The organism is Streptomyces sp. BoleA5 (assembly GCF_000373665.1).
Classification (GTDB): Bacteria; Actinomycetota; Actinomycetes; order Streptomycetales; family Streptomycetaceae; genus Actinacidiphila.
Window position 1 is genome coordinate 83618 of record NZ_KB892096.1, and the last position, 26040, is coordinate 109657.

The 26040-nt window shown below is 71.6% G+C and carries 21 protein-coding genes and 2 pseudogenes; 17 read left to right on the forward strand and 6 right to left on the reverse strand.

Annotation, left to right across the window (positions count from 1 at the left end; translation table 11 throughout):
• Window position 1: 1 nt before the first annotated feature.
• From nuoF to B085_RS0111970, 15 genes and pseudogenes are all read left to right on the forward strand, one after another.
• On the forward strand, window positions 2-1333 hold the full coding sequence (gene nuoF, locus B085_RS0111905) for an NADH-quinone oxidoreductase subunit NuoF (protein ID WP_037731583.1): 1332 nt from the start codon (window positions 2-4) through the stop codon (window positions 1331-1333).
• Entirely contained in the window at window positions 1330-3858 is a 2529-nt protein-coding gene (locus B085_RS0111910; RefSeq protein ID WP_018558797.1) for an NADH-quinone oxidoreductase subunit G, read from the forward strand. The genes nuoF and B085_RS0111910 overlap by 4 nt, the downstream gene beginning before the upstream one ends.
• On the forward strand, window positions 3855-5192 hold the full coding sequence (gene nuoH, locus B085_RS42135) for an NADH-quinone oxidoreductase subunit NuoH (protein WP_018558798.1): 1338 nt from the start codon (window positions 3855-3857) through the stop codon (window positions 5190-5192). The genes B085_RS0111910 and nuoH overlap by 4 nt, the downstream gene beginning before the upstream one ends.
• Window positions 5185-5841 (forward strand): NADH-quinone oxidoreductase subunit NuoI, encoded by a 657-nt coding sequence (nuoI, locus tag B085_RS42140; protein ID WP_018558799.1) that lies wholly within the window; start codon window positions 5185-5187, stop codon window positions 5839-5841. Before nuoH ends, nuoI begins: the two co-directional genes overlap by 8 nt.
• Window positions 5838-6635, forward strand: a complete 798-nt coding sequence (locus B085_RS42145; RefSeq protein ID WP_018558800.1) for an NADH-quinone oxidoreductase subunit J — start codon at window positions 5838-5840, stop codon at window positions 6633-6635. The genes nuoI and B085_RS42145 overlap by 4 nt, the downstream gene beginning before the upstream one ends.
• Window positions 6632-6931 carry an NADH-quinone oxidoreductase subunit NuoK gene (nuoK, locus tag B085_RS0111930; RefSeq protein ID WP_018558801.1) on the forward strand — a complete coding sequence of 100 codons (300 nt, stop codon included), beginning with the start codon at window positions 6632-6634 and terminating at the stop codon, window positions 6929-6931. Before B085_RS42145 ends, nuoK begins: the two co-directional genes overlap by 4 nt.
• Window positions 6932-6943: 12 nt before the next feature.
• Window positions 6944-8842 carry an NADH-quinone oxidoreductase subunit L gene (nuoL, locus tag B085_RS0111935; RefSeq protein WP_018558802.1) on the forward strand — a complete coding sequence of 633 codons (1899 nt, stop codon included), beginning with the start codon at window positions 6944-6946 and terminating at the stop codon, window positions 8840-8842.
• Window positions 8842-10437, forward strand: coding sequence for an NADH-quinone oxidoreductase subunit M (locus B085_RS0111940; RefSeq protein ID WP_018558803.1), 1596 nt, complete (start codon window positions 8842-8844; stop codon window positions 10435-10437). Before nuoL ends, B085_RS0111940 begins: the two co-directional genes overlap by 1 nt.
• Window positions 10434-12086, forward strand: a complete 1653-nt coding sequence (nuoN, locus tag B085_RS0111945; protein WP_018558804.1) for an NADH-quinone oxidoreductase subunit NuoN — start codon at window positions 10434-10436, stop codon at window positions 12084-12086. Before B085_RS0111940 ends, nuoN begins: the two co-directional genes overlap by 4 nt.
• Before the next feature lie 329 nt (window positions 12087-12415).
• A pseudogene (locus B085_RS50675) lies at window positions 12416-13072 on the forward strand (ATP-grasp domain-containing protein); the annotation flags it as partial.
• Between the two features lies 1 nt (window position 13073).
• Window positions 13074-13739: pseudogene (locus B085_RS42150) on the forward strand (NAD(P)/FAD-dependent oxidoreductase); the annotation flags it as partial.
• Window positions 13740-14199: 460 nt separating this feature from the next.
• On the forward strand, window positions 14200-15186 hold the full coding sequence (locus tag B085_RS0111955) for a polyprenyl synthetase family protein (protein ID WP_037731593.1): 987 nt from the start codon (window positions 14200-14202) through the stop codon (window positions 15184-15186).
• 289 nt (window positions 15187-15475) lie between these two features.
• Entirely contained in the window at window positions 15476-16741 is a 1266-nt protein-coding gene (locus B085_RS0111960; RefSeq protein WP_018558807.1) for a LolA family protein, read from the forward strand.
• A gap of 39 nt (window positions 16742-16780) precedes the next feature.
• The gene (locus B085_RS0111965) at window positions 16781-17791 is read left to right on the forward strand and encodes an ABC transporter ATP-binding protein (RefSeq protein WP_018558808.1); all 1011 of its coding nucleotides are present in this window, start codon (window positions 16781-16783) and stop codon (window positions 17789-17791) included.
• A complete protein-coding gene (locus tag B085_RS0111970; RefSeq protein WP_018558809.1) occupies window positions 17778-18650 on the forward strand; it encodes an ABC transporter permease in 873 nt (290 codons plus the stop codon). Before B085_RS0111965 ends, B085_RS0111970 begins: the two co-directional genes overlap by 14 nt.
• A gap of 10 nt (window positions 18651-18660) precedes the next feature.
• Here the strand turns inward: B085_RS0111970 and B085_RS0111975 are convergent, their stop codons facing one another.
• Together B085_RS0111975 and B085_RS0111980 are read right to left on the reverse strand one after the other, a co-directional pair.
• Window positions 18661-19218, reverse strand: a complete 558-nt coding sequence (locus tag B085_RS0111975) for a flavodoxin family protein (protein ID WP_018558810.1) — start codon at window positions 19216-19218, stop codon at window positions 18661-18663.
• 89 nt (window positions 19219-19307) lie between these two features.
• Window positions 19308-19757, reverse strand: a complete 450-nt coding sequence (locus B085_RS0111980) for a VOC family protein (RefSeq protein WP_026250955.1) — start codon at window positions 19755-19757, stop codon at window positions 19308-19310.
• Between the two features lie 64 nt (window positions 19758-19821).
• Between B085_RS0111980 and B085_RS0111985 the strand changes: the two genes are divergently transcribed.
• Window positions 19822-20436 carry a CGNR zinc finger domain-containing protein gene (locus B085_RS0111985; RefSeq protein WP_018558812.1) on the forward strand — a complete coding sequence of 205 codons (615 nt, stop codon included), beginning with the start codon at window positions 19822-19824 and terminating at the stop codon, window positions 20434-20436.
• A 27-nt stretch (window positions 20437-20463) separates the two neighbouring features.
• Here B085_RS0111985 and rarD read toward each other — a convergent pair whose 3' ends face one another.
• Both rarD and B085_RS0111995 read right to left on the reverse strand, forming a co-directional pair.
• Window positions 20464-21408, reverse strand: a complete 945-nt coding sequence (gene rarD, locus B085_RS42155) for an EamA family transporter RarD (RefSeq protein WP_018558813.1) — start codon at window positions 21406-21408, stop codon at window positions 20464-20466.
• A gap of 191 nt (window positions 21409-21599) precedes the next feature.
• Window positions 21600-22457, reverse strand: coding sequence for an SDR family oxidoreductase (locus B085_RS0111995; RefSeq protein WP_018558814.1), 858 nt, complete (start codon window positions 22455-22457; stop codon window positions 21600-21602).
• A gap of 105 nt (window positions 22458-22562) precedes the next feature.
• Here B085_RS0111995 and B085_RS0112000 point away from each other — a divergent pair, with 105 nt between their 5' ends.
• Window positions 22563-22958, forward strand: coding sequence for a winged helix-turn-helix transcriptional regulator (locus tag B085_RS0112000; protein WP_018558815.1), 396 nt, complete (start codon window positions 22563-22565; stop codon window positions 22956-22958).
• 46 nt (window positions 22959-23004) lie between these two features.
• Here B085_RS0112000 and B085_RS0112005 read toward each other — a convergent pair whose 3' ends face one another.
• Window positions 23005-24090: a 2-oxoacid:ferredoxin oxidoreductase subunit beta gene (locus B085_RS0112005; RefSeq protein ID WP_018558816.1), complete on the reverse strand. Its 1086-nt coding sequence runs from the start codon at window positions 24088-24090 to the stop codon at window positions 23005-23007.
• Window positions 24083-26008, reverse strand: a complete 1926-nt coding sequence (locus B085_RS0112010) for a 2-oxoacid:acceptor oxidoreductase subunit alpha (protein WP_026250957.1) — start codon at window positions 26006-26008, stop codon at window positions 24083-24085. The genes B085_RS0112005 and B085_RS0112010 overlap by 8 nt, the downstream gene beginning before the upstream one ends.
• Window positions 26009-26040: the final 32 nt, after the last annotated feature.

Here is a 26040-nt window from a genome sequence, read left to right on the forward strand (position 1 = left end):
CATGGTCGACTCGGCGGAGAAGGTGCTGGCACCCGTTCTCTCGGCCTTCTGGGACGATCCCCAGTCCTGGACCCTCGACACGTACCGCCGCCACGAGGGCTACGAGGGCCTGCGCAAGGCGCTGGCCATGCCCCCGGACGACGTGATCGCCCTTGTGAAGGAGTCCGGCCTGCGCGGCCGCGGCGGCGCCGGCTTCCCCACCGGGATGAAGTGGCAGTTCATCCCGCAGGGCGACGGCAAGCCGCACTACCTCGTCGTCAACGCCGACGAGTCGGAGCCGGGCACCTGCAAGGACATCCCGCTGCTCTTCGCCAACCCGCACTCGCTCATCGAGGGCATGGTGATCGCCTGCCACGCGATCCGCTCGAACCACGCCTTCATCTACCTGCGCGGCGAGGTCGTCCCCGTGCTGCGGCGGCTGCACCACGCGGTCGCCGAGGCGTACGAGGCGGGCTTCCTCGGCAAGAACATCCTGGGCAGCGGCTTCGACCTGGAGCTGACCGTGCACGCCGGCGCCGGCGCGTACATCTGCGGCGAGGAGACCGCGCTGCTGGACTCGCTGGAGGGCCGGCGCGGCCAGCCCCGGCTGCGGCCGCCCTTCCCGGCGGTCGAGGGCCTGTACGCCTGCCCGACGGTGGTCAACAACGTCGAGTCCATCGCGTCGGTGCCCTCGATCCTGGTCAAGGGCAAGGACTGGTTCCGCTCGATGGGCAGCGAGAAGTCCCCGGGCTTCACGCTGTACTCGCTCAGCGGCCACGTCGCCAACCCCGGCCAGTACGAGGCCCCGCTGGGCGTCACGCTGCGCCAGCTGCTGAACCTCAGCGGCGGCATGCGGCCCGGCCACCGGCTCAAGTTCTGGACCCCGGGCGGCTCCTCGACGCCGATGTTCACCGACGAGCACCTCGACGTCCCGCTGGACTACGAGGGCGTCGGCGCCGCGGGCTCCATGCTCGGAACCAAGGCGCTGCAGTGCTTCGACGAGACGACCTGCGTGGTGCGCGCCGTCACCCGCTGGACCGAGTTCTACGCCCACGAGTCCTGCGGCAAGTGCACCCCCTGCCGCGAGGGCACGTACTGGCTCGTCCAGTTGCTCCGCGACATCGAGGCGGGCAAGGGCACCCTGGCGGACCTCGACAAGCTCGCCGACATCGCCGACAACATCAACGGCAAGTCCTTCTGCGCCCTCGGCGACGGAGCGGCCAGCCCGATCTTCTCCTCCCTCCAGTACTTCCGCGACGAGTACGTGGAGCACCTGGAGGGCCGCGGCTGCCCCTTCGACCCGGCCAAGTCCACGGTCTGGGCCGACAAGTCTCACCTGGAGGTGAACGCGTGACCGTCACGACCAACGCCGCCTCCGGTGAGGCGGCGGTGCCGCCCGAGGACCTGGTGTCCGTCAGCATCGACGGCGTCGAGATCTCCGTGCCCAAGGGCACCCTGGTGATCCGTGCCGCCGAGATGATCGGCATCGAGATCCCGCGCTTCTGCGACCATCCCCTCCTCGACCCCGTGGGCGCCTGCCGCCAGTGCATCGTCGAGGTCGAGGGCCAGCGCAAGCCGATGGCGTCCTGCACGATCACCTGCACCGACGGGATGGTCGTCAGGACCCAGCTCACCTCCGGCGTCGCGGACAAGGCCCAGCGCGGGGTGATGGAGCTGCTGCTCATCAACCACCCGCTGGACTGCCCGGTCTGCGACAAGGGCGGAGAGTGCCCGCTGCAGAACCAGGCGATGTCCGCCGGCCAGGCCGACACCCGCTTCGAGGGCCGCAAGCGGACCTACGAGAAGCCGGTCCCGATCTCCACCCAGGTGCTGCTGGACCGGGAGCGCTGCGTGCTGTGCGCGCGCTGCACCCGCTTCTCGCAGCAGGTCGCCGGCGACCCGATGATCGAACTGCTGGAGCGCGGCGCCCTGCAGCAGGTCGGCACCGGCGAGGGCGACCCCTTCCAGTCGTACTTCTCCGGCAACACGATCCAGATCTGCCCGGTGGGTGCTCTGACCTCGGCGGCCTACCGCTTCCGGTCGCGGCCCTTCGACCTGGTCTCCTCGCCGAGCGTGTGCGAGCACTGCGCGGGCGGCTGCGCCACCCGTACCGACCACCGGCGCGGCAAGGTCATGCGCCGGCTCGCGCAGGACGACCCCGAGGTCAACGAGGAGTGGATCTGCGACAAGGGCCGCTTCGGGTTCCGCTACGCGCAGCGCCCCGAGCGGCTCACCACCCCGCTGGTCCGCAACGCCGACACCGGTGAACTGGAGACCGCGAGCTGGCCCGAGGCGCTGGAGGCCGCGGCCCGCGGGCTCGCGGCGGCCCGGGGCCGCACGGGCGTGCTGACCGGCGGCCGGCTCACGGTCGAGGACGCCTACGCCTACGCCAAGTTCGCCCGCGTCGCCCTCGACACCAACGACGTCGACTTCCGGGCCCGCGCGCACTCCGCTGAGGAGGCCGACTTCCTGGCGGCCGTCGTCGCGGGCCGCGGGCGGGACCTGTCCGGCGACGGGGTCACCTACACCCTGCTGGAGAAGGCCCCCGCCGTACTGCTGGCCGGACTGGAGGCCGAGGAGGAGGCGCCCGGCGTCTTCCTGCGGCTCCGCAAGGCCTGGCGCAAGCACAAGCAGCGCACCTTCGCGCTGGCCCCCTACGCCACCCGCGGGCTGGAGAAGGCGGGCGGCACCCTGCTGCCCGCCGCGCCCGGCACCGAGACCGAGTGGCTGGACGCCCTGGCCGGTGGGGGTACCTCCGGCGAAGCCAGGGGGAGCGTCGGGCTGGACGGCAACGGCCGTACCGCCCACCAGGCGCTGCGCGCCGAGGGCTCGGTCGTCCTGGTGGGCGAGCGGCTGGCGGCCGTCCCCGGCGCGCTGACCGCGGTCGTGCGGTTCGCCCAGGCCACCGGCGCCCGGCTGGCGTGGATCCCGCGCCGCGCGGGCGAGCGCGGTGCCGTCGAGGCGGGCGCACTGCCCGGGCTGCTGCCCGGCGGCCGCCCGGTCACCGACCCGCGGGCCCGCGACGAGGTCGCCGAGGTCTGGGGCGTGGCCACGCTCCCGTCCCGCCACGGCCGCGACACCGGCGGGATCCTGGAGGCGGCCGTAAGCGGCGAGCTCGGCGCGCTGCTGGTCGGCGGCGTCGAGCCGGCCGACCTGCCCGACCCGGCCCTGGCCCGTGCGGCCCTGGACGCGGCGGGCTTCGTGGTCAGCCTGGAGCAGCGCCCCGGCGAGGTCACCGAGCGGGCGGACGTCGTCCTGCCGGTCGCCGCGGTCGCCGAGAAGGCCGGCACCTTCCTCAACTGGGAGGGCCGCGTACGGCTCTTCGAGGCCGCGATCAAGCCTGCCCAGCAGGTCCAGCGCCACCAGTACCCGGACGCCCGGGTGCTGACCATGGTGGCCGACGCGATGGACGTCACCCTCGGGCTCGCCGACGTGAGCTCGGCCCGCGCCGAGCTCTCCCGGCTCACCCCGTACGAGGGCCCGCGCGCCGCGGCCCCGCAGGAGACCGGCCGGCCGCTGCCGAAGCCCGGCAGCGGCGAGGCGGTCCTCGCGGGCCACCGGCTGCTGCTCGACCAGGGCCTGCTGCAACAGGGCGACGACGCCCTCGCCGGCACCCGCCACCCGGCGGTCGCCCGCGTGTCGGCGACCACCGCCAAGGAGATCGGCGTCGCCGACGGCGAGCCGCTGGAGGTGTCCGGCCCGCTGGGCACCGTCCGGCTGCCGCTGCAGGTGACGGCGATGGCCGACCGCGTCGTGTGGGTGCCCCTCAACTCGGCCGGCGGGGGAGTCGCCTCGGACACCGGCGCGCTGCCGGGCCAGATCGTCCGGATCGCCCCGGCCGCCGTGGACACCGCTGCCGCACCGGAGGTGACCCCGTGACGGGACTGACCACGCTCGCCGCCGAGGACCTGTCCCTGTTCGGGCGGGACCCGTGGTGGCTGATCGCCATCAAGGCGGTCTTCTGCTTCGCGTTCCTGATGGTGACCGTGCTCTTCTCCATCGTGTGGGAGCGCAAGGTCGTCGCGTGGATGCAGCTGCGCATCGGCCCCAACCGGCACGGCCCCTGGGGCATGCTCCAGTCGCTCGCCGACGGCATCAAGCTGATGCTCAAGGAAGACCTGATCGTCAAGAAGGCCGACAAGGTCGTCTACGTGCTGGCCCCGATCGTGGCGGCCATCCCGGCCTTCATGGCGGTCGCGGTGATCCCCTTCGGCCCGGCGGGCAACGAGATCTCCATCTTCGGCCACCGCACGCCGATGCAGCTCACCGACCTGCCGATCGGCGTCCTCTACATCCTGGCCACCGCCTCCGTCGGCATCTACGGCATCGTGCTGGCCGGCTGGTCCTCCGGCTCGACGTACCCGCTCCTCGGCGGTCTGCGCTCCTGCGCGCAGATGATCTCCTACGAGATCGCGATGGGCGTCGCCTTCGCGTCGGTCTTCCTCTACTCCGGCTCGATGTCGACCTCGCAGATCGTCGCCCAGCAGGAGGACCGCTGGTACGTGCTGCTGCTGCCGGTGTCCTTCATCATCTACATCGGCACCATGGTCGGCGAGACCAACCGCGCCCCGTTCGACATGCCCGAGTCCGAGGGCGACCTGGTCGGCGGCTTCAACACCGAGTACTCCTCGATCAAGTTCGCGCTCTTCATGCTCGCCGAGTACGTGAACATGGTGACCGTCTCGGCGGTGGCCACCACGCTCTTCCTGGGCGGCTGGCGGGCCCCGTGGCCCATCAGCACCTTCTGGGAGGGCGCCAACCACGGCTGGTGGCCGCTGCTCTGGTTCGTGATCAAGGTGCAGCTGCTGCTCTTCTTCTTCATCTGGCTGCGCGGCACGCTGCCCCGCGTCCGCTACGACCAGTTGATGAAGCTGGGCTGGAAGGTCCTGATCCCGGTCTCGATGGTGTGGCTGATGCTGGTCGCCACCGTCCGGGCGCTGCGCAACGAGAACTACGACTTCCAGTCGATCGTGCTCTACGTCGGCGGCGGCGTGGTCCTGCTGCTCCTGCTCTCCCTGGTCTTCGACGTCTTCCGCGACCGCGGCGACAAGGCCCGGGAGGCGGCCGAACAGGCCGGGCCGCAGGAGCCGTTCGATCCCATGGCGGGCGGGTTCCCCGTGCCGCCGCTGCCCGGCCAGGAGCTGCCGCCCGTCCCGCGGCGGCCGTCCCGTGCGGAGCGTCAACTCGTAGGCAAGGAGGCCGACGATGCCTGAGTTCCTGGGCCCGGTCGCGGGCTTCGGCGTGACCTTCAAGGCCATGTTCAAGAAGCGCCTGACCGAGCAGTACCCCGAGGAGAAGAAGCCGACCGCGCCGCGGTTCCACGGCCGCCACCAGCTGAACCGGCACCCGGACGGGCTGGAGAAGTGCGTGGGCTGCGAGCTGTGCGCCTGGGCCTGCCCGGCGGACGCGATCTACGTCGAGGGCGCCGACAACACCGACGAGGAGCGCTACTCGCCGGGCGAGCGCTACGGCCGCGTCTACCAGATCAACTACGCCCGCTGCATCCTGTGCGGGCTGTGCATCGAGGCCTGCCCGACGCGCGCCCTGACCATGACCAACGAGTACGAACTCGCCGACAGCAGCCGCGAGTCGCTGATCTTCACCAAGGAGCAGCTGCTCGCGGGCCTGGACGAGAACATGGTCGACACCCCGCACGCGATCTTCCCCGGCATGGACGAGGGCGACTACTACCGCGGCGCGGTGACCCACGCCGCCCCCGGGACCGAGCGCCAGGTCGCGGTCTCCAAGGGCGAGAAGCCGGACGAGACGGAGTCGGGCGACCGGGACGGCGAAGGCGCGGCGGGCGCGCAGGTCCCCGCGACCGGTGCCGCCGCTCCGGCCGGGACGGGAGGCGAGGCATGAACGGCGTGACCACGCTGGCCGCTTACACCACCTCCACCGGGGAGGCGGTCCAGTTCTGGGTGCTCGGCACCGTCGCAGTGCTGGGCGCGCTCGCGACCGTACTGATGAAGAAGGCCGTGCACAGCGCACTGTCGCTCGCCGGGACGATGATCGTCCTGGCGGTCTTCTACCTGGCCCAGGGCGCGTACTTCCTCGGGGTCGTCCAGATCGTCGTCTACACCGGCGCGATCATGATGCTCTTCCTCTTCGTCGTCATGCTGGTCGGCATCACCGCCGCCGACTCGCTCAAGGAGACGCTGAAGGGGCAGCGCTGGCTGGCCGCCGGGGCCGGACTCGGCTTCGGCGTGCTGCTGATCGCCGGCATCGCCAACGCCTCGATCAAGAACTTCCAGGGGCTCGGCCAGGCCAACGCCGGCGGCAACGTCGAGGGACTCGCCTCCCTGATCTTCACCAAGTACGTGTGGGCCTTCGAGATCACCGGCGCGCTGCTCATCACCGCCGCCGTCGGCGCGATGGTCCTCACCCACCGCGAGCGCACCGAGGCCCGCGCCACCCAGCGCGAGCTCGCCGAGCGGCGCGTGCGCGAGGGCAAGCAGATCACCCCGCTCCCCGCGCCCGGCGTCTACGCCCGCAACAACGCGGTCGACGTCCCCGGCCTGCTGCCGGACGGCACGGTCTCGGAGCTCAGCGTCAGCCCGACGCTGCGCGGCCGCGGCCAGTACCGGGACGTGTCCGCGGAGTCGGTCGCCAAGGTCGCCGAGCTGGAACAGCGCTCCGAGGAGGCGTCGAAGTGAATCCGGTCAACTACCTGTACCTGTCGGCGCTGCTGTTCACCATCGGCGCCGCCGGGGTGCTGATCCGGCGCAACGCGATCATCGTCTTCATGTGCGTCGAGCTGATGCTGAACGCCGCCAACCTGGCGTTCGTCACCTTCTCCCGCATGCACGGCAACCTCGACGGCCAGATCATCGCCTTCTTCACGATGGTCGTCGCCGCCGCGGAGGTCGTCGTGGGTCTGGCGATCATCGTGACGATCTTCCGCTCCCGCCACTCGGCCTCGGTCGACGACGCCAGCCTGATGAAGCTCTAAGGGGTAGCGACAGTGGACTACTTGATCGGATGGCTCGTCCTCCTGCCGCTGCTGGGCGCCGGTGTGCTGCTCACCGGCGGACGGAGGCTGGACCGTACGGGCCACTGGATCGGCACCGTGCTCGCGGGGTCGTCCTTCGTCGTCGCGGCGGTGCTCTTCTTCGACATGCTCGGTCGCAGCGGCGAGGACCGCGCGCTGCACTCGACCGCGTTCACCTGGATCTCCGTCGGCGGCTTCAAGGCGGACGTGGCCTTCCAGCTCGACCAGCTGTCGATGACGTTCGCCCTGCTGATCACCGGTGTGGGCACGCTCATCCACATCTACTCGATCGGCTACATGGAGCACGACGAGCGGCGCCGCCGCTTCTTCGGCTACCTCAACCTCTTCCTCGCGGCGATGCTCCTGCTGGTCCTCGCCGACAACTACCTGCTGCTGTACGTCGGCTGGGAGGGCGTGGGCCTCGCCTCGTACCTGCTGATCGGCTTCTGGCAGCACAAGCCCAGCGCGGCGACCGCGGCCAAGAAGGCCTTCATCGTCAACCGCGTCGGCGACGTCGGCCTGTCGATCGCGATCATGCTGATGTTCACCACCTTCGGCACCTTCACCTTCGGGCCGGTCCTCGGAGCCGTGGACGGCGCGGGTGAGGGGGTCCTCACCGGCATCGGCCTGATGCTGCTGCTCGCCGCCTGCGGCAAGTCGGCGCAGGTCCCGCTGCAGTCCTGGCTCGGCGACGCGATGGAGGGCCCGACCCCGGTCTCGGCCCTGATCCACGCGGCGACGATGGTGACCGCCGGCGTCTACCTGATCACCCGCTCCGGCGCGATCTTCGACGCCGCGCCCACCGCCCAGGTGGCCGTGGTGACGGTCGGCGCGGTCACCCTCCTGTTCGGTGCGATCGTCGGTTGCGCGAAGGACGACATCAAGAAGGCCCTGGCCGGCTCGACGATGTCGCAGATCGGCTACATGGTGATGGCCGCGGGCCTCGGCCCGATCGGCTACGTCTTCGCGATCATGCACCTGGTCACCCACGGCTTCTTCAAGGCCGGGCTCTTCCTCGGCGCCGGATCGGTCATGCACGGCATGAACGACGAGGTGGACATGCGCAAGTACGGGGGCCTGCGGAAGTACATGCCGGTCACCTTCGTCACCTTCGGCCTCGGCTACCTGGCGATCATCGGCTTCCCGGGCCTGTCCGGCTTCTTCTCCAAGGACAAGATCATCGAGGCCGCCTTCGCCAAGGGCGGCACCGAAGGCTGGATCCTGGGCGGGGCGGCCCTGCTGGGCGCGGGGATCACCGCGTTCTACATGACCCGCGTGATGCTGATGACCTTCTTCGGCGAGAAGCGCTGGGAGCCGGACGCCGAGGGCCATGAGCCGCACCCGCACGAGTCGCCGAAGTCGATGACGATCCCCATGGTCGTCCTGGCCTTCGGCTCCGTCTTCGCCGGATTCCTCTTCAGCTGGAACGAGGCCTTCGTGACCTGGCTGGAGCCGGTCACCAGCTTCGAGGAGGGCCACCCGCCGATGGGCGCGGCGGCCGTCACCGCCGCCACGATGGTGGTGATGGTGCTCGGTGTGGGCCTCGCCTGGGCCATGTACGGGCGCCGCCCCGTCCCCTCCGTCGCCCCGCGCGCCAGCTGGCTCACCCGCGCCGCCCGGCGCGACCTGCTCCAGGACGACTTCAACCACGTCGCCCTGGTGCTGCCCGGCGAGTACCTCACCCGCGGGCTGGTCTACGTGGACCACAAGGGTGTGGATGGCGTCGTCAACGGCACCGCGGCCGCCGTCGGCGGCCTCTCCGGCCGGATGCGGCGTCTCCAGAACGGTTATGTGCGCAGCTACGCCGTGTCGATGCTGGCGGGCACCGCGGTGCTGGTCGCCGCGACGCTGCTGATGAGGGGTGTTGCCTGATGTCCTTCCCCCTGCTCACGCTGACCGCCGGCCTGCCGGCGCTCGGCGCGATCGCCACCGCCGCCGTGCCGGCGGCGCGGCGCGGGGCCGCCAAGTGGCTCGCGCTGGCCGTCTCGCTGGCGACGCTCGTGCTGGCCGCGATCGCCTTCGTGCGCTTCGACCCGGGCGGGGCCCGGTACCAGCTCACCGAGTCCCATGCGTGGATCGCCGACTTCGGGGTCCGCTACGAACTCGGCGTGGACGGCATCGCCGTCGCGCTCATCGGGCTGACCGCGCTGCTCGTACCGTTCGTCATCGCGGCGGGCTGGCACGACGCCGACCCTCTGGAGGAGAAGAACCCCAACCGCCGCTGGCGGCCCACCCAGGGCTTCTTCGCGCTGATCCTGCTGGTCGAGGCGATGGTGATCATCTCCTTCGAGGCCACGGACGTCTTCCTCTTCTACATCTTCTTCGAGGCCATGCTCATCCCGATGTACTTCCTCATCGGCGGCTTCGGGGACCGTGCGCACGAGCACGGCGAGGAGGAGGCGGCCCGTCAGCGCTCGTACGCGGCGGTCAAGTTCCTGCTCTACAACCTGGCCGGCGGACTCATCATGCTGGCCGCGGTCATCGGGCTGTACGCCGTCACCGCCGACCAGCTCGGCCAGGGCACCTTCTCCCTCCAGGAGATCCTGCAGGCCCGGGCGGCCGGTGAGCTCGACATGTCCACCACCGCGGAACGCGCCCTGTTCCTGGGCTTCTTCTTCGCCTTCGCGGTCAAGGCACCGCTGTTCCCGCTGCACACCTGGCTGCCCAACGCCATGGGCGAGTCCACGGCGCCGGTCGCGGTGCTCATCACCGCGGTCGTCGACAAGGTCGGCACCTTCGCGATGCTCCGCTTCTGCCTCCAGCTCTTCCCCGAGGCCAGCAAGTGGGCGACGCCGGCGATCCTGGTGCTGGCGCTGATCAGCATCGTCTACGGCGCCCTGCTCGCGCTCGGCCAGCGCGACATCAAGCGGCTGATCGCCTACGCGTCGATCTCCCACTTCGGCTTCATCATCCTGGGCATCTTCGCGATGACCTCCCAGGGCCAGGGCGGGGCGACGCTGTACATGGTCAACCACGGCATCTCCACCGCCGCGCTGATGCTGGTCGCGGGCTTCCTGATCTCCCGCCGCGGCTCCCGCCTCATCGCGTCCTACGGCGGGGTGCAGAAGGTGGCCCCGGTGCTGGCCGGCACCTTCCTGATCGGCGGTCTGGCCACCCTGTCGCTGCCGGGGCTCGCGCCCTTCGTCAGCGAGTTCCTCGTCCTCGTCGGGACGTTCAGCCGCTACCCGGCCGTCGGGATCATCGCCACCACCGGCATCGTCCTCGCCGCGCTGTACGTCCTCGTCCTCTACCAGCGGACGATGACCGGCCCGGTGAAGGCCGAGGTGCAGGGGATGCCCGACCTGAAGGTCCGGGAACTGGCCGTCGTGGCGCCGCTGATCGCGCTGCTGATCGTGCTCGGGGTGTACCCGAAGCCGCTGACCGACGTCGTCAACCCGGCGGTGCAGCAGACGCTCTCCGACGTGCACAAGACCGACCCCAAGCCGGCGCTGGAGGCATCCAAGTGAGCAGCACAGTTGCTGTCCACAGCCTGTGGACAACGGCGGCACCGCTCGCCGCCGACAAGATCAACGCGCCGAAGATCGAGTACGCCCAGCTCGCTCCGGTCCTGATCGTCTTCGGTGTGGCCATCCTGGGCATCCTCCTCGAGGCGTTCCTGCCGCGGCGGTTCCGCTACACCGGGCAGGTCGGCCTCGCGGTCGTCGGCATGGCCGCCGCCTTCGCCGCGGTCGTGGCGCTCGCGGCGGGCGGCTACGCCACGACGAAGGCCCACATCGCGGCGATGGGCGCGGTCGCCGTCGACGGTCCGGCCCTCTTCCTGCAGGGCACGATCCTGCTGGTGGGCATGGTCGGGGTGTTCACCTTCGCCGAGCGCCGGCTCGACCCCAAGGCGCACGGCCGGCGCGTCGACTCCTTCGCCGCGCAGGGCTCCGCGGTGCCCGGCAGCGACCAGGAGAAGGACGCCGTCCGGGCCGGTTTCACCACCACGGAGGTCTTCCCGCTGCTGATGTTCGCCATCGGCGGCATGCTGATCTTCCCGGCGGCCAACGACCTGCTGACGCTCTTCGTGGCCCTGGAGGTCTTCTCCCTCCCGCTCTACCTGCTCTGCGCCCTCGCCCGGCGCCGCCGCCTGATGTCCCAGGAGGCGGCGGTCAAGTACTTCCTGCTGGGCGCCTTCTCCTCCGCCTTCCTGCTCTTCGGCATCGCCCTGCTCTACGGCTACGCGGGCACCGTCTCGTACTCCGGCATCGCGTCGGTCGTCGACGGCACCGCCAAGCTCAACCCGGCCCTGGCCGACTCGGCGGGCAACGACGCGCTGCTGCTGATCGGCGCCGCGCTGGTCGGCATGGGGCTGCTGTTCAAGGTGGGCGCCGTGCCGTTCCACATGTGGACGCCCGACGTCTACGAGGGCGCGCCGACCCCGGTCACCGGCTTCATGGCCGCGGCCACCAAGGTCGCCGCCTTCGGCGCGCTGCTGCGGCTGCTCTACGTGGTGCTGCCGGAGCTGCGCTGGGACTGGCGACCGGTGCTGTGGGGCGTCGCGATCCTCACGATGCTGGTCGGCGCGATCGTGGCGGTCACCCAGACCGACGTGAAGCGCCTGCTCGCGTACTCCTCGATCGCGCACGCCGGGTTCATCCTGGCGGGTGTCATCGCGACCACGCCGGAGGGCGTCTCCTCGGTGCTCTTCTACCTGGCGGCGTACTCCTTCGTGACGCTGGGCGCCTTCGCGGTCGTCACGCTGGTGCGCGACGCCGGCGGGGAGGCCACGCACCTGTCGCGCTGGGCGGGTCTGGGCCGTCGTTCCCCGCTGGTGGCCGCGGTCTTCGCGATCTTCCTGCTCGCCTTCGCCGGCATCCCGTTGACCTCGGGCTTCGCCGGGAAGTTCGCGGTCTTCAGCGCCGCCGCTCAGGGCGGTGCGATGCCGCTGGTGATCGTGGGTGTGATCTCGTCCGCCATCGCGGCGTTCTTCTACATCCGCGTCATCGTGCTGATGTTCTTCAGCGAGCCGAAGGCCGACGGCCCCACGGTCGCCATGCCCTCGCCGCTGACGTCCACGGCCATCGCGGTCGGTGTGGCCGTCACCCTGGTGCTGGGTGTCGCGCCCCAGTACTTCCTGGACCTCGCGAACCAGGCGGGCGTCTTCGTCCGCTGACCCCTCGCACGGCCCGAGCGCCCCGTGACCGGCTCCCCGGTCGCGGGGCGTCGTGCTGCCGCGGGCCGGCCGCCGGGGTCCGGGCCTCCGCGGCCCCTCACGGCCTCATCGCGCCAATCCGGTTTCCGTAGCGTCTTTCTGACCTGCGCTCGCCTGCGACACCCCGATGAATTCGGTCACTTGATGCCATGGTGAACAGCTCTTCTCGATTATCCAAAGAGTTCGCAATGTCCGAAAAAGTCTTGCGGTGCCGGTCAATTCGGGCTTAGCTTCCTCTCTGGTCGCGGTCGGGAGGGGCCGATCAATACCGTGACCACTGGGGGGAATGCGTGGTGAAGTCCGCGTTCGCGGTCGACCCTGCCGTGCCGGGGCTGATCGTGAAGATCGGAAACTATCCGCTGCACCATGGCGGTGTGGGGGCGATCCGCAGTCTGGGGAGGCTCGGGGTCCCCATGTACGCCGTCACCGAGGACCGGCACACACCCGCCGCGGCCTCCCGCTACCTGCGCGGTCGCTTCGTCTGGCCGGCCACCGGACTGGAGCCCGCGGAGCGCCTGGTCGAGGGGCTGCGCCGGATAGGCCACCGGATCGGGCGCCCCACGGTCCTCATCCCGACCGACGAGGAGGCGGCCGTGCTCATCGCCGAGCACGCCGCCGAACTGGAGGGCCTCTTCCTCTCCCCGCGCACCGACGACCCCGGGCTGTCCCGGCGCCTGGCCAGCAAGCAGGGCCTGCACGAGCTGTGCGTCCGGCACGGGGTGCCGACCCCGCGGGCGGCCTTCCCCGACTCGCCTGAGGAGGTCGAGAAGTTCGCGGCGGACGCCCGCTTCCCGGTCGTCGCCAAGAACCGGGAGGCCTTCGAGCGGCGCCGCACACCCGCCGTGCCCGGCACCACCCGTATCGACGACGCGGAGGAGCTGCTGGCCCTGGCCCGCGGCTGGGGACCGAGGCCCGGCGTGATCCTGCAGGAGTACCTGCCGCGCGAGCGAGGTGGTGGTCGTCGGCGCAGGGGAGTCGGCCCTGGAGGGCGCGGCGCTGCTCGCCGAGGCGGGCGCCACCGTACGGCTGCTGGCCCGCGGACGGCGCGCCGTGGGCTTCGGAGCCCCGCCGGACCGGCAGCCGCGCCCGCGGCCCGAGTCGCCCTTCGGGCGGGCCTGGTCCCTGTACGCCTTCAGCCACCACGCCGGGTACTTCCGCGGCCTGCCCGCGCCCCTGCGGCTCTACCTCGTACGCCGCGTACTGGGCCCGCTGGGCGCCTGGTGGCTGCGTGAGCGCTTCGAGGGCAAGGTCGCCGTAAGCGAGGGCCACACGCTGCGCAGCGCCCGCCTGGACGAGGACGGCAAGGTCGTGCTGTCCACCGCCGCGCCCGGTGGCCGCGCGGCCGAGTTCCGCGCCGACCACGTGATGGCCGCCACCGGCTACCGCGTCGACCTGGAGGCGCTGGAATTCCTCGGCCCCGAGCTGCGCGCCGAACTGGCCCGTACCGGCGGCTCACCCCGGCCGGGTGCCGACTTCGGTTCCTCCGTCCCGGGGATGTACTTCACCGGTCTGCCCGCCGCGGCCACCTTCGGGCCGGTGCTGCGCTTCGTGTGCGGTACGGAGTGGGCCTCGCCGCGACTGGCGGCGGCGGTGGCGAAGGCGTACGGGCGCTAGGCGCGTTCCGGCGCGTTCCGGCGCGTTCCGGCGCACGGCCATCCACGGCGCGGCGCCCCGCACTTGGCGGGGGCCGCGCCGTTCGCCGTGCGCGCCGGGGGCCCGCGGCGGTCGGGCATGGGGGGCGGCTCTCGGGGAAGGAGTGACAAGGGCGCGGGTTCCTCGCGGAGGCGGCCGCGGTGCCTCGTCAGGGGACGTGCGGGGCGGCGGTGGTCCCCGAGGACGGGCGGAAAGCCGGCGTGGGCCGGGCTCGGGCCGGTTGCGTGCCGGGAAAGTCCGGCCGCGCACGCGGGCAAAACCGGGCGTAGTGGCCCGAGGGGGCCATGCCCTCGCAGTGATCGAGAGGCGACCGGTTACGCTGCCGGTGTAGTACAGCGCCACGCCGTAAGCCGCAGAAGCGATCTCAGCGACAGGAGAATCCCAGGTGACGACCGTCGTCGGGCCCTTCGGGCTGAGCGTAATGGATGAGGACCTCGAGTCCGGGATCCGGGCCGGGCTGTCCGCCGTCGAGGAAGGCCTCATGGAGGCCACCAAGAGCGATGTGCGGTTCATCACGGAGGCGGCCCGGCACCTCGTGCACGCGGGCGGGAAGCGGTTCCGTCCCCTGCTGGTGCTGCTGGCAGCCCAGTTCGGCGATCCGCACGCGCCCGGCATCGTGCCGTCGGCCGTGGTGGTGGAGCTGACGCACCTGGCCACGCTGTACCACGACGACGTCATGGACGAGGCCGAGGTGCGGCGCGGCGTGCCGAGCGCCAACGCCCGCTGGGACAACTCGGTGGCCGTGCTGACCGGCGACTTCCTCTTCTCCAAGGCCTCGCACATACTGGCCGACCTCGGGCCGGAGGCCGTACGCATCCAGGCCGAGGCCTTCGAGCGGCTGGTCACCGGGCAGATCCTGGAGACCGTCGGCCCGCGCGACGGGCGCGACCCGATCGACCACTACCTGGAAGTCATCGCCGGCAAGACGAGCTCGCTGATCGCCGTCTCGTGCCGCTTCGGCGCGATGATGTCGGGCGCCGAGGAGAGCGTCGTCGACATCGTCACCCAGTACGGGGAGCGCATCGGTACGGCCTTCCAGCTCGCCGACGACGTGCTGGACATCGCCAGCGACTCGCACGAGTCCGGCAAGACCCCGGGCACGGACCTGCGGGAGGGCGTGCCGACCCTGCCGGTGCTGCACCTGCGTACGGCCGTGGACAAGGCGGGCGGCTTCGCCTCCGCGGACGACCGGCGGCTGTGCGAACTGCTGGACGGCGACCTGACGGACGACCGGAGGCACGCCGAGGCTCTGGCGCTGCTGCGCGCCCACCCGGCGCTGGCTCAGGCCCGGCGCGACACCGTGCGCTACGCGGACGAGGCGCGGGCCCTGCTGGCACCGCTGCCCGACTGCGCCGCCAAGCAGGCCCTGGAGGGCCTCTGCGACGCCGTGGTGCACCGCGCGGGCTAGCCCAGGGCCAGGGCCGCGTCCCCGGCGCCCACGCCGCCTCTGCGGCCCGCGCGGTCCGTCTGACCTGTGCGGCCACGGGGGTGCGGGACGCCTTCTGCCCTGAGCCGGCGTCAGGGGACGTCATCCCAGAGGCGTACGCCGAGTTGATCCCGTCGGGCGATGCGCCCGAGGGGCCGTGTTGATGGGATAAGAGGCACCACCACACGGCGGATCGGGTGACAATGGCCCGAGGTGGACGATTGCGACGCTGACACGGGAACCCGCCGTTGACAACGGAGGTAGGGACGTAATGGCACCCATCCAGCCCATGGACGACGACCGGGAGCCCCGGCGGCGGGCCAAGGCGATACGTTACGCGGTCCCGGTGGCGGCCGCGGGGGTCGCCGCGGCGACCATCGGCCTCGTACCGGCGCTCGCGAGCGTGGGCAGCCCCGATCTGCCCAAGATCACGGCCGAGGAGCTGATCTCGAAGGTCGCGGCCTCGGACACCGAGACGGTCTCCGGCTCGGTCCGCATCAGCACGGACTTCGGCCTGCCGGCCCTGCTGACCGGCGCCACGGGCTCCGGCGGGCCGTTCGGCGGCGGTGCGGGCGGCCGTGGTGACTCCTCGGCCGACCCGAAGGAGCAGCTGACCGAGCTGCTGGCCGGCTCCCACACCCTGCGCGTCGCGGCCGACGGCCCGCAGCGGCAGAAGGTGTCGATCGTGCGGAACGCCGCGGAGTACAGCCTCATCCACAACGGCGACGAGGTCTGGGCCTACGACAGCGGCAGCAACCAGGCCTACCACCTGACCGGCCTCCCGCAGGAGGCTCAGGGCAAGGACGGGGCCGAGAGCGGGCACGTAGCGCCCGAGGGCTGGCCGGCCACCCCGCAGGAGGCCGCGAAGAAGATCCTCGACGCGGCGGACGACAGCTCCACCGTCACGGTGGACGGCACCGCGCGCATCGCCGGGCGCGACGCCTACCAGCTGGTGGTCACGCCCAAGGCCACGGACTCCACCGTCGGGTCGATCCGGATCGGCGTCGACGCCGCCACCGGTGTGCCGCTGAAGTTCACCCTCGCCCCGAGGGGCGGCGGCAAGGCCATCGTCGACGTCGCCTTCACCAAGGTCGACTTCTCCCGGCCCGCCGCCTCGACCTTCGACTTCACCCCGCCCAAGGGCGCCGAGGTGACGACGGAGAAGGCCGGCGAGAAGGCGGAGGCGAAGACCGGGCGGGAGGCCCGCGGGGCGCGCGAGGAGTTCGGTGACCTCGGCGGCCCGGACGCTCTGGAAGGCCTTGACGTCCTCGGCAAGGGCTGGGACTCGATCGCCGAGCTGAAGCTGCCCCCGGAGGCGCTGAACGCGTCCCCGTCCGAGGGCGGCGGCAAGGCGCCCGGTCTCGGCGGTCAGGGGCTGCTCGGCACCTTCGGCAAGGAGGTCAAGGGCGACTTCGGCACCGGCACGGTGGTCAGCACCCGCCTGGTGAACGCCCTGGTCACCGACAGCGGCAAGGTCTACGTGGGCACCGTGACCCAGGACGCCCTGATCAAGGCCGCGGACGCGGCCGCACGGTAAGGCGCGGAGCAGGACACGTCACCGAGCGAAGGAGCGCCGATGGGGGAGCCGTCCGCGCAGACCGGTGAGCACGCGACCGGTGAGCACGTGAGCGGTGAGCACGCGACCGGTGAGCACGCGATCTCCACGAGCGGGCTCACCAAGCGGTACCGCGGTGGACAGCTCGCCGTCGACGGCCTTGACCTGGCCGTCCCCCGCGGCAGCGTCTTCGGCTTCCTGGGGCCCAACGGCTCCGGGAAGACGACGACGATCCGCATGCTCATGGGGCTCATCGCCCCGACCTCCGGCACGGCACGGGTGCTCGGCGAGCCCATGCCGCGCGCGGTGCGCAGCGTCCTGCCGCGCGTGGGCGCGCTGATCGAGGGCCCGGCCCTCTACGGCTTCCTCTCCGGCCGTGACAACCTGCTGCGCTTCGACGCGGCCGACCCGACCGCCGAGCCCCGCACCCGCGGGGCACGGGTCGACACGGCGCTGGAGAGGGTGGGCCTGGCCGCCGCCGCGGGCAAGAAGGCGCGCGCCTACTCGCTCGGCATGAAGCAGCGGCTCGGTCTGGCGGCCGCGCTGCTGCGCCCACGCGAGCTGCTGGTGCTGGACGAGCCCACCAACGGCCTGGACCCACAGGGCATGCGGGAGATCCGCTCGCTGGTCCGGGAGCTGGCGGCGGACGGCACCACGGTCTTCCTCTCCTCCCACCTCCTGGACGAGATCGAACAGGTCTGCACCCACGCCGCGGTGATGTCCCGCGGCAGGCTGATCACCCAGGGCCCGGTGGAGGCGTTGTCCTCCGCCGGGCGCCTGGTGGTCACCACACCCGACCCCGCCGAGGCGGTACGGGTGCTGAAGGAGCAGGGGGTCACCGGTCTGGCCGCCGACGGCGACCGGGTCACCGGAGAGCTGCCGCAAGACCCCGCGGCGCTTCCCGAACTCGCCGACCTCAACGCCGCACTGGTCGCCGCCGGAGTCCGCGTCCGCGGCTTCGGCGTCGAACGGGCGTCACTGGAGGACGCGTTCGTCGCGCTGACCGGAGAGGGCTTCGATGTCGCAGGCTGACACCCTGACCAGGTCGCTGTGGCCGATCCGCTCGCTGGGGCTGTTCCGCAGCGAACTGGTGACCGTGCTGCGCCGCTGGCGCACCCTCGCCCTGCTGGCCGTCCTGGCCGGGGTCCCGGTGCTCATCGGGATCGCGGTGCGGATCGAGACCGGTGACGGCGGCTCGGCCGGTGGCGGCGGTGGGGGCGGCCCGGCCTTCGTCGCGCTGATCACCAACAACGGTCTCTTCCTGGTCTTCGCCTCGCTCGCCGCGACGCTGCCGTTCTTCCTCCCCATGGCGATCGGCGTCGTGGCCGGCGACGCCGTCGCCGGCGAGGCCAACGCGGGCACCCTGCGCTATCTGCTGGTGGCCCCGGCCGGGCGCACCCGTCTGCTGGTCTCCAAATACGCCTCCGTCCTGGTCTTCTGCCTGATCGGCACCCTCGTGGTGGCCGTCTCGGCCCTGGTGACCGGCGCGTTGCTCTTCCCGCTCGGGGACGTCACCCTGCTGTCGGGTACGACCGTCCCCTTCTCCGAGGGACTGCTGCGCGCCCTGCTGGTCGCCCTGGTCGTGGCGGCCTCGCTCACCGGCATCGCCGCGCTGGGCCTGTTCATCTCCACGCTCACCAACAGCGGCATCGCCGCCATGGCGACCACCGTGGGGCTGCTGATCACCGTGCAGATCGTCGACACCATTCCCCAACTGCACGCCGTGCAGCCCTACCTCTTCCCCCACTACTGGCTGAGCTTCGCCGACCTGGTCCGCGACCCCGTCTACTGGGACGAGATGCGCAGCAACTTCCAGCTCCAGGCCCTCTACGTCGCCGTGTTCGGCTCCGCGGCCTGGGCCCGCTTCACCACCCGCGACATCCTGGCGTGACCCCCGCCGGTCAGCTGAAGAAGGCCTTCGCCCGGCCCAGTGCCGCCGTGTCCCGCAGGACGTCGCCAGGCCCGCTGCCGTAGCCCAGCAGCGCCCCGCCCCAGCGCATACCGGCGTAGTCGGCCGTGTGGCGCAGGGTCCCCACCAGCGGGGCCGCCGTCGCCGGGTCCTGGCCGCCGTGCACGGTCACCGACCACAGGGTCTTGCCCCGCATCCGCTCCAGGAAGTCCAGCCCCGGCACCCGCATCCAGCCGGACCAGAGGTCCAGGTAGAGCTTGGTGGCGGTCGAGACGCTGTACCAGTCCAGCGGTGAGACCACCACGATGTCGGTGGCCGCCAAGGTGGCCTCCAGGAGCCTCTCGGCGAGCCCCGACGACGCCGGACGGGGCCCCTCGCCCTCGTGCCGGCGGTCCTCGAAGAGCGGCAGCGCCAGATCCCCCAGCCGCAGCCAGCGCCGGTCCGTCGTCGGCGGAAGCTGCTCGGCGGCGCGGCGCGCCAACGTCTCGGTGTTGCCGTCGGCGCGGCTGCTTCCCACCAGGAAGAGGAACGACCGCTCTGAATCCGACACCCCGGCATCTCCTTGCGTATGCAATAATTGCGTATGCATGGAGATGTTTTCATCGCGCCGCCACCGGCGTCAAGGCGAGCGCGGTAGGGCTACTCGACGTCGAACTCGTTCCCCTCCGGGTCGGCCATGGTGACCCAGGTGCCGGAGGGCTCCGCTATCCGCCGCAGCACCTTCGCGCCGAGCGATTCCAGCCGGGCCACCTCCTCCTCCAGTCGTCCGCCGCCCGGGTGGAGGTCGATGTGCAGCCGGTTCTTCGCCGTCTTGGTCTCTGGCACCCGCTGGAAGAGGATGCGCCGTCCCAGTCCCGAGCCCTTCTCCTCGTCGTACGGGTCCTCGGGGTGTCGAACGGCCGCCAGGTCCCGCCAGGCCCTGCGGCCGGCCGCCTCCGTCAGGAGGTCCTCCGTGACGGCGCCGAACCCCAGCAACTTTTCGATCAGCACGCTGTGGTCCTCGAGCGTGTACTCCAGGGCCTCCGCCCAGAAGGCGGCCTGCCGGTGCGGATCCGCCGCATCGATCACGAGTTTCCAGTGAACTGCCATGACGTGCCCCTCGTTCGCGTCCCCGCCGACTCTCGGCCGGTGTGTAACCAGTTATATTGGTTACATGACGGAGCCCGCAATCGGTCTGGTCCTCCATTCATCCGAAGGAGTTGCCTACCGCTTCGACCCGGGAGCACTCGGCCTGGAACTGCTGCCCACCGGAGGCCCCGGCGCGTACGCCCGCCACGAAGTCCTCCACGAGCCCGCCGACCTGGCCCGCTGGGCGGCGTCGTCCCGGCTGCGCCCCGACGCCGGCGCCCTCGCCGTCTCCCCGGAGGACGTCGCCGTGGCCCGCTATCTGCGCGACGCCCTCTGGCACATCGCCGTCGCCCGCGTCCACGGCCAACCGCTGCCCGCCCCGGACCTCGTCGTCCTCAACGAGGCGGCCGCCTGGCGGCCCCCGGCGCTGCGTCTCGCCCCAGACGGGGGCCGCACCTGGCGCACCCCGGTCACCGGCACCCAGGTCCTGGCGGCCGTGGCCCGGGACGCGGTGGAGCTCTTCTCCGGCCCGTACGCCGACCGCGTCCGGGAATGCTCCGCCCACGACTGCCGACTGGTCTTCGTGGACGTCTCACGCCCCGGCCGGCGCCGCTGGTGCTCCATGGAGCACTGCGGCAACCGCCACAAGGTCCGCGCCCACCGCTCCCGCGGCCACGCCCACGAGGCGCCGGAAGGCTAGCGCGCGCCGGTGCGCGGACGCCGCCGCTCAGCCGGTGACGGCCCCGCGCGGCGCCGCCTCGTCGGGCACCACCGCCGCGTCGCGCACCGCGATCCGGCCGCGCCGGGCGGCGCGCAGCGCGTCCCAGGTCAGCAGGGCCAGGGCGAGCCAGACGAGGGCGAAGCCCGCCCAGCGCTCCGCCGGCATCTCCTCGTGGAACCAGAGCAGTCCGAGGCCGAACTGGAAGACCGGCGCGAGGTACTGCAGCAGCCCCAGCATGCTCAGCGGGATGCGGATGGCCGCGGCGCCGAAGCAGACCAGCGGCACCGCGGTGACGACGCCGCACGCGGCGAGCAGGGAGGCGTGACCGGCCCCGTGCGAGGCGAAGGTGGTCTCCCCGCGGGTGCCGAGGAAGACGAGGTAGCCGAGCGCCGGCAGGAACTGGATCGCGGTCTCGGCCGCGAGCGACTCCAGGCCGCCCATGCCGACCTTCTTCTTGATGAAGCCGTACGTGGCGAAGGAGCAGGCCAGGGTGAGCGCGATCCAGGGCAGCCGCCCGTAGCCCAGGGTCAGCACCAGGACGGCGGCGGCGCCGACGCCCACGGCCGCCCACTGCGCGGGCCGCAGGCGCTCGTGCAGGACGAGGACGCCGAGGGCGATGGTGACGAGCGGGTTGATGAAGTAGCCCAGCGAGGTCTCGACGACGTGGCCGCTGTTGACACCCCAGATGTACAGGCCCCAGTTCACGGATATCACGGCCGCGGCCATGGCCAGCAGCCCGAGCCGCCGAGGCTGCCGCAGGAGCTCGGGGACCCAGGCCCAGCGGCGCATCACCAGCAGCACGACGGAGACGACGGCCAGCGACCAGACCATGCGGTGGGCCAGGATCTCGCCCGCGCCGGACGGTTCGAGGAGCGGCCAGTAGAGGGGGAAGAGCCCCCAGAGCCCGTAGGCGGCGAATCCGTACAGCAGACCGGCACGCTGCTCGTTCACTCGTTCCTCCCGGGGCGCTGGCCGACCGCTCGAAGGTAGCGTGCGGGGCGTTCTCCCGTCATCTGCGTATCGCATGACGGTCATGACACCCTCGTGGCGGGCGGGGAGGGCGCCGTGACGGAGCGGAACAGGCCGGGCCCCGCGGGCGGATCCCCTCCGCTGCGGGGTCCCGTCCCGGCGGGTGCCTCAGGTCAGCCCTTGAGCGCCGCCGCGATCGTGTCCGCGAGCGGGGTGGTGGGACGTCCGATCAGCCGGGCGAGGTCGCCGCTGCCGCCCTGGAGGAGGCCGCGGGAGATGCCGGCGACGTCCACGTCGACGTAGATCGCGGCCACCGGCTCGGGCAGCCCGGCGCCGGTCAGGACCGCCAGGAATGCGTCGGCGGGCAGGTCGGTGTAGGCGACCGGCCGGCCGGACTGGTGCGCCAGCTCGGCGGCGTACTCGGCCATCGTCCAGGCCTCGTCCCCGCTGAGCTCGTACACCGCGTTCTCGTGCCCCTCGCCGGTCAGCACGGCCGCGGCGGCGTCCGCGTAGTCCTCGCGGCTCGCGGAGCCGATGCGGCCCTCGCCCGCGCTGCCGGCGACGCCGTGCTCCAGCTGGGTGGGGATCTGGGCGGTGTAGTTCTCGGTGTACCAGCCGTTGCGCAGCAGCGTGTAGGTCAGGCCGGAGTCCAGCAGGGCCTGCTCGGTGGCCTTGTGCTCGGCGGCGAGCAGGAAGTCGGCCGACGGGCCGCCGAGGACGCCGGTGTACGCGAGCCGTGCGACCCCCGCCTCCTTGGCGGCCTCGATCACGGCGGTGTGCTGGGCGACGCGCTGCCCGACCTCGCTGCCCGAGATCAGCAGCACCACGTCGCCGGCCCGGAAGGCGCCCTTGAGGGTCTCGGGGGCGTTGTAGTCGGCCACCCGGAGCTCCACGCCCCGGGCGGCGAGGTCCGCGGCCTTGTCCGCGTCGCGTACGACGGCCACGATCTGCCCGGCCGGGACGCCGGCGAGGAGCCGGTCCACGACCAGACGCCCCAGCTGTCCGGTGGCTCCGGTGACGACGATGCTCATGAGGGGTTCACTCCAGTCCCTGTTGTCCCCGTTGGCGATGACTGGACTAACCCTAGGGTTGGTACTAACTTATAGAAAGTACCCACTTTGAAGTAAGCTAGTGTCATGGACGTAAGGGAAGAGCCGGCCGGCCTGCTGCAGGCGCCCCCCGACGTGAACGCGCGCAACTGCCCCTCACGCGTGATCCTCGAACACGTCACCAGCCGCTGGGGTGTGCTGGTGCTGGCCGCACTGATCGACGGCACCCTGCGCTTCAGCGAGCTGCGCCGCACGGTCGGCGGGGTCAGCGAGAAGATGCTCGCCCAGACCCTGCAGACCCTGGAGCGCGACGGTTTCGTGCACCGCGAGGCGCACCCCGTCATCCCGCCGCGCGTCGAGTACTCCCTGACGCCGCTCGGCAAGGAGGCCGCCGACCAGGTCTGGGCCCTGGCCCGCTGGAGCGAGGACCGCACCGGGCAGGTGATCGCCGCCCGCCGGACGTACGACGAGGCCCGGGCCTGATCGTGCGGCCCGGGCCCCGTACGGCGGCTGAGACGGGTGGCGCGGCTCAGCCCACGACCGTCCAGGTGTCGTTGCCGGCCAGCATGGTGGCGAGGTCGCCCTTGCCCTGCTGCTCGACGGCCTGCTCCAGCTGCTCGGACATCAGCGCGTCGTAGACCGGCCGTTCGACGCTGCGGAACACGCCGATCGGCGTGTGGTGCAGCGTGTCGGGGTCGGCGAGTCTGGACAGGGCGAAGGCCGTCGTGGGCGTCGCGGCGTGCGCGTCGTGCACCAGGACCTCGTCCTCGTTGGACGCGTCGACGTCGACGACCCGCAGATCGCCGGTCGCCCGGTCGCGCACGACGCCCTTGGCGTTGTCCGCGCCGAAGCGGATCGGCTCGCCGTGCTCCAGCCGGATCACCGCGTTCTCCGCCGAGGTCCGGTCCTTCAGCACCTCGAAGGCGCCGTCGTTGAAGATGTTGCAGTTCTGGTAGATCTCCACGAAGGCCGTGCCCGGGTGCGCGGCGGCCGCCCGCAGCACGCTCGTGAGGTGCTTGCGGTCGGAGTCGACGGTGCGCGCCACGAACGAGGCCTCCGCGCCCAGCGCCAGCGAGACCGGGTTGAAGGGCGCGTCCAGCGAGCCCATCGGCGTCGACTTGGTGATCTTGCCGAGCTCGGAGGTCGGGCTGTACTGCCCCTTGGTCAATCCGTAGATCCGGTTGTTGAAGAGCAGGATCTTGAGGTTGACGTTGCGCCGCAGCGAGTGGATCAGGTGGTTGCCGCCGATGGACAGCGCGTCGCCGTCTCCCGTGACGACCCACACCGACAGGTCGCGCCGCGAGGCGGCGAGCCCGGTCGCGATGGCCGGGGCGCGGCCGTGGATGGAGTGCATCCCGTAGGTGTTCATGTAGTACGGGAAGCGGGAGGAGCAGCCGATCCCCGAGACGAAGACGATGTTCTCCCTGGCCAGGCCCAGTTCGGGCATGAAGCCCTGCACCGCGGCGAGGATCGCGTAGTCACCGCAGCCGGGGCACCAGCGCACTTCCTGGTCCGACTTGAAGTCCTTCATGGACTGCTTGGCTTCGGCCTTGGGGACCAGGGACAGCGCCGGCAGCCCCGGCGTGCGGTGTTCGGCGGCAGGAGCCTCAGACATCTGCGCTCTCCTCCTGGATGGCGGCAGCGAGTTGCTCGGCCTTGAAGGGCAGGCCGGTGACCTGGGTGTGCGAGCGGGCGTCGACCAGGTACCTCGCCCGCAGCAGATGGGCGAGCTGGCCGAGGTTCATCTCCGGGACCACTACTTTCTGGTAACGCCCGAGGACCTCCCCGAGATTCCTCGGGAAGGGGTTCAGATGGCGCAGATGTGCCTGCGCGACCGCGCCCCCTGCGCCCCTGATGCGCCGTACGGCCGCCGTGATCGGACCGTACGTCGAGCCCCAGCCGATCACCAGGGTCCTCGCCTGCCCGTCCGGGTCGTCGACGACGACGTCGGGCACCTCGATGCCGTCGATCTTGGCCTGCCGGGTGCGCACCATCAGATCGTGGTTGGCCGGGTCGTACGAGATGTGCCCGGTGCCGTCCTGCTTCTCGATGCCGCCGATGCGGTGCTCGAGACCGGGGGTGCCCGGCACCGCCCAGGGGCGCGCCAGGGTCTCGGGGTCGCGCAGGTACGGCCAGAACTCCTCGGTGCCGTCCTCCGCCACGTGGTTGGGCGTCGTCGCGAACTGCACCCGAAGGTCGGGCAGCTCGTCCAGCTCGGGGACCCGCCACGGCTCGGAGCCGTTGGCGAGGTAGCCGTCGGAGAGCAGGAGGACGGGGGTGCGGTAGGTCAGCGCGATGCGGGCCGCCTCCAGCGCGGCCCCGAAGCAGTCGCCGGGGGTGCACGGCGCCACGATCGGGACCGGCGCCTCGCCGTTGCGCCCGTACATCGCCTGCAGCAGGTCGGCCTGCTCGGTCTTGGTCGGCAGGCCCGTCGAGGGCCCGCCGCGCTGGATGTCGACGACCAGCAGCGGCAGCTCCATGGAGACCGCGAGGCCGATGGTCTCGGACTTCAGCGCGACGCCCGGACCGGAGGTGGTGGTGACGGCCAGCGAGCCGCCGAAGGCCGCGCCGAGCGCGGCGCCGATGCCGGCGATCTCGTCCTCGGCCTGGAAGGTGCGCACACCGAAGTTCTTGTGCCTGCTCAGCTCGTGCAGGATGTCCGAGGCCGGGGTGATCGGGTACGAGCCCAGGAAGAGCGGCAGGTCGGCCTGGCGGCTCGCGGTGACCAGGCCGTACGACAGCGCCAGGTTCCCCGAGATGTTGCGGTAGGTGCCGGCCGGGAAGGCCGCCTCGGCCGGGGCCACCTCGTAGCTGACCGCGAAGTCCTCGGTCGTCTCGCCGAAGTTCCAGCCCGCGCGGAAGGCCGCCACGTTCGCCTCGGCCAGCTCGGGCTTCTTCGCGAACTTCTTGCGCAGGAAGTCCTCGGTGCCCTCGGTGGGACGGTGGTACATCCACGACAGGAGCCCGAGCGCGAACATGTTCTTGCTGCGCTCGGCCTCCTTGCGGGTCAGCGGGAATTCCTTGAGCGCCTCGACCGTCAGGGTGGTCAACGGCACCGGGTGCACCGCGTAGGCCGAAAGCGAGCCGTCCTCCAGCGGCGAGGCCGCGTAGCCGACCTTGCCCATCGCGCGGGAGGTGAACTCGTCCGTGTTGACGATGACCTCCGCGCCGCGCGGCAGGTCCGCGATGTTCGCCTTCAGTGCCGCCGGGTTCATCGCGACCAGGACGTTCGGGGCGTCCCCCGGGGTGAGGATGTCGTGGTCGGCGAAGTGCAGCTGGAAGCTCGAGACGCCCGGCAGGGTGCCTGCCGGAGCCCGGATCTCGGCCGGGAAGTTCGGCAGGGTGGACAGATCGTTGCCGAACGACGCCGTTTCCGAGGTGAACCGGTCTCCCGTGAGCTGCATCCCGTCGCCGGAGTCCCCGGCGAAACGGATCACCACCCGATCGAGCTTCCTGGTCTCCTTGGCCGGTTTCCGCTGCTCACCCAGAACGGGGCGATCGGGGGTAGTCGGGCTGCTGACCTGGCTGGTCACTGAATCGGACCTCCTTCGAGGCGGCGGCTCAC

Bases quoted from the DNA above. Each gene is read 5' to 3' on its own strand.
- nuoF (WP_037731583.1), top strand. From the start codon at position 2: ATGGTCGACTCGGCGGAGAAGGTGCTGGCACCCGTTCTCTCGGCCTTC.
- nuoI (WP_018558799.1), top strand. From the start codon at position 5,185: ATGCCTGAGTTCCTGGGCCCGGTCGCGGGCTTCGGCGTGACCTTCAAG.
- B085_RS42145 (WP_018558800.1), top strand. From the start codon at position 5,838: ATGAACGGCGTGACCACGCTGGCCGCTTACACCACCTCCACCGGGGAG.
- B085_RS0111940 (WP_018558803.1), top strand. From the start codon at position 8,842: ATGTCCTTCCCCCTGCTCACGCTGACCGCCGGCCTGCCGGCGCTCGGC.
- B085_RS0111955 (WP_037731593.1), top strand. From the start codon at position 14,200: ATGGATGAGGACCTCGAGTCCGGGATCCGGGCCGGGCTGTCCGCCGTC.
- B085_RS0111960 (WP_018558807.1), top strand. From the start codon at position 15,476: ATGGCACCCATCCAGCCCATGGACGACGACCGGGAGCCCCGGCGGCGG.
- B085_RS0111965 (WP_018558808.1), top strand. From the start codon at position 16,781: ATGGGGGAGCCGTCCGCGCAGACCGGTGAGCACGCGACCGGTGAGCAC.
- B085_RS0111970 (WP_018558809.1), top strand. From the start codon at position 17,778: ATGTCGCAGGCTGACACCCTGACCAGGTCGCTGTGGCCGATCCGCTCG.
- B085_RS0111980 (WP_026250955.1), bottom strand. From the start codon at position 19,757: ATGGCAGTTCACTGGAAACTCGTGATCGATGCGGCGGATCCGCACCGG.
- B085_RS0111985 (WP_018558812.1), top strand. From the start codon at position 19,822: ATGACGGAGCCCGCAATCGGTCTGGTCCTCCATTCATCCGAAGGAGTT.
- B085_RS0111995 (WP_018558814.1), bottom strand. From the start codon at position 22,457: ATGAGCATCGTCGTCACCGGAGCCACCGGACAGCTGGGGCGTCTGGTC.
- B085_RS0112000 (WP_018558815.1), top strand. From the start codon at position 22,563: ATGGACGTAAGGGAAGAGCCGGCCGGCCTGCTGCAGGCGCCCCCCGAC.
- B085_RS0112005 (WP_018558816.1), bottom strand. From the start codon at position 24,090: ATGTCTGAGGCTCCTGCCGCCGAACACCGCACGCCGGGGCTGCCGGCG.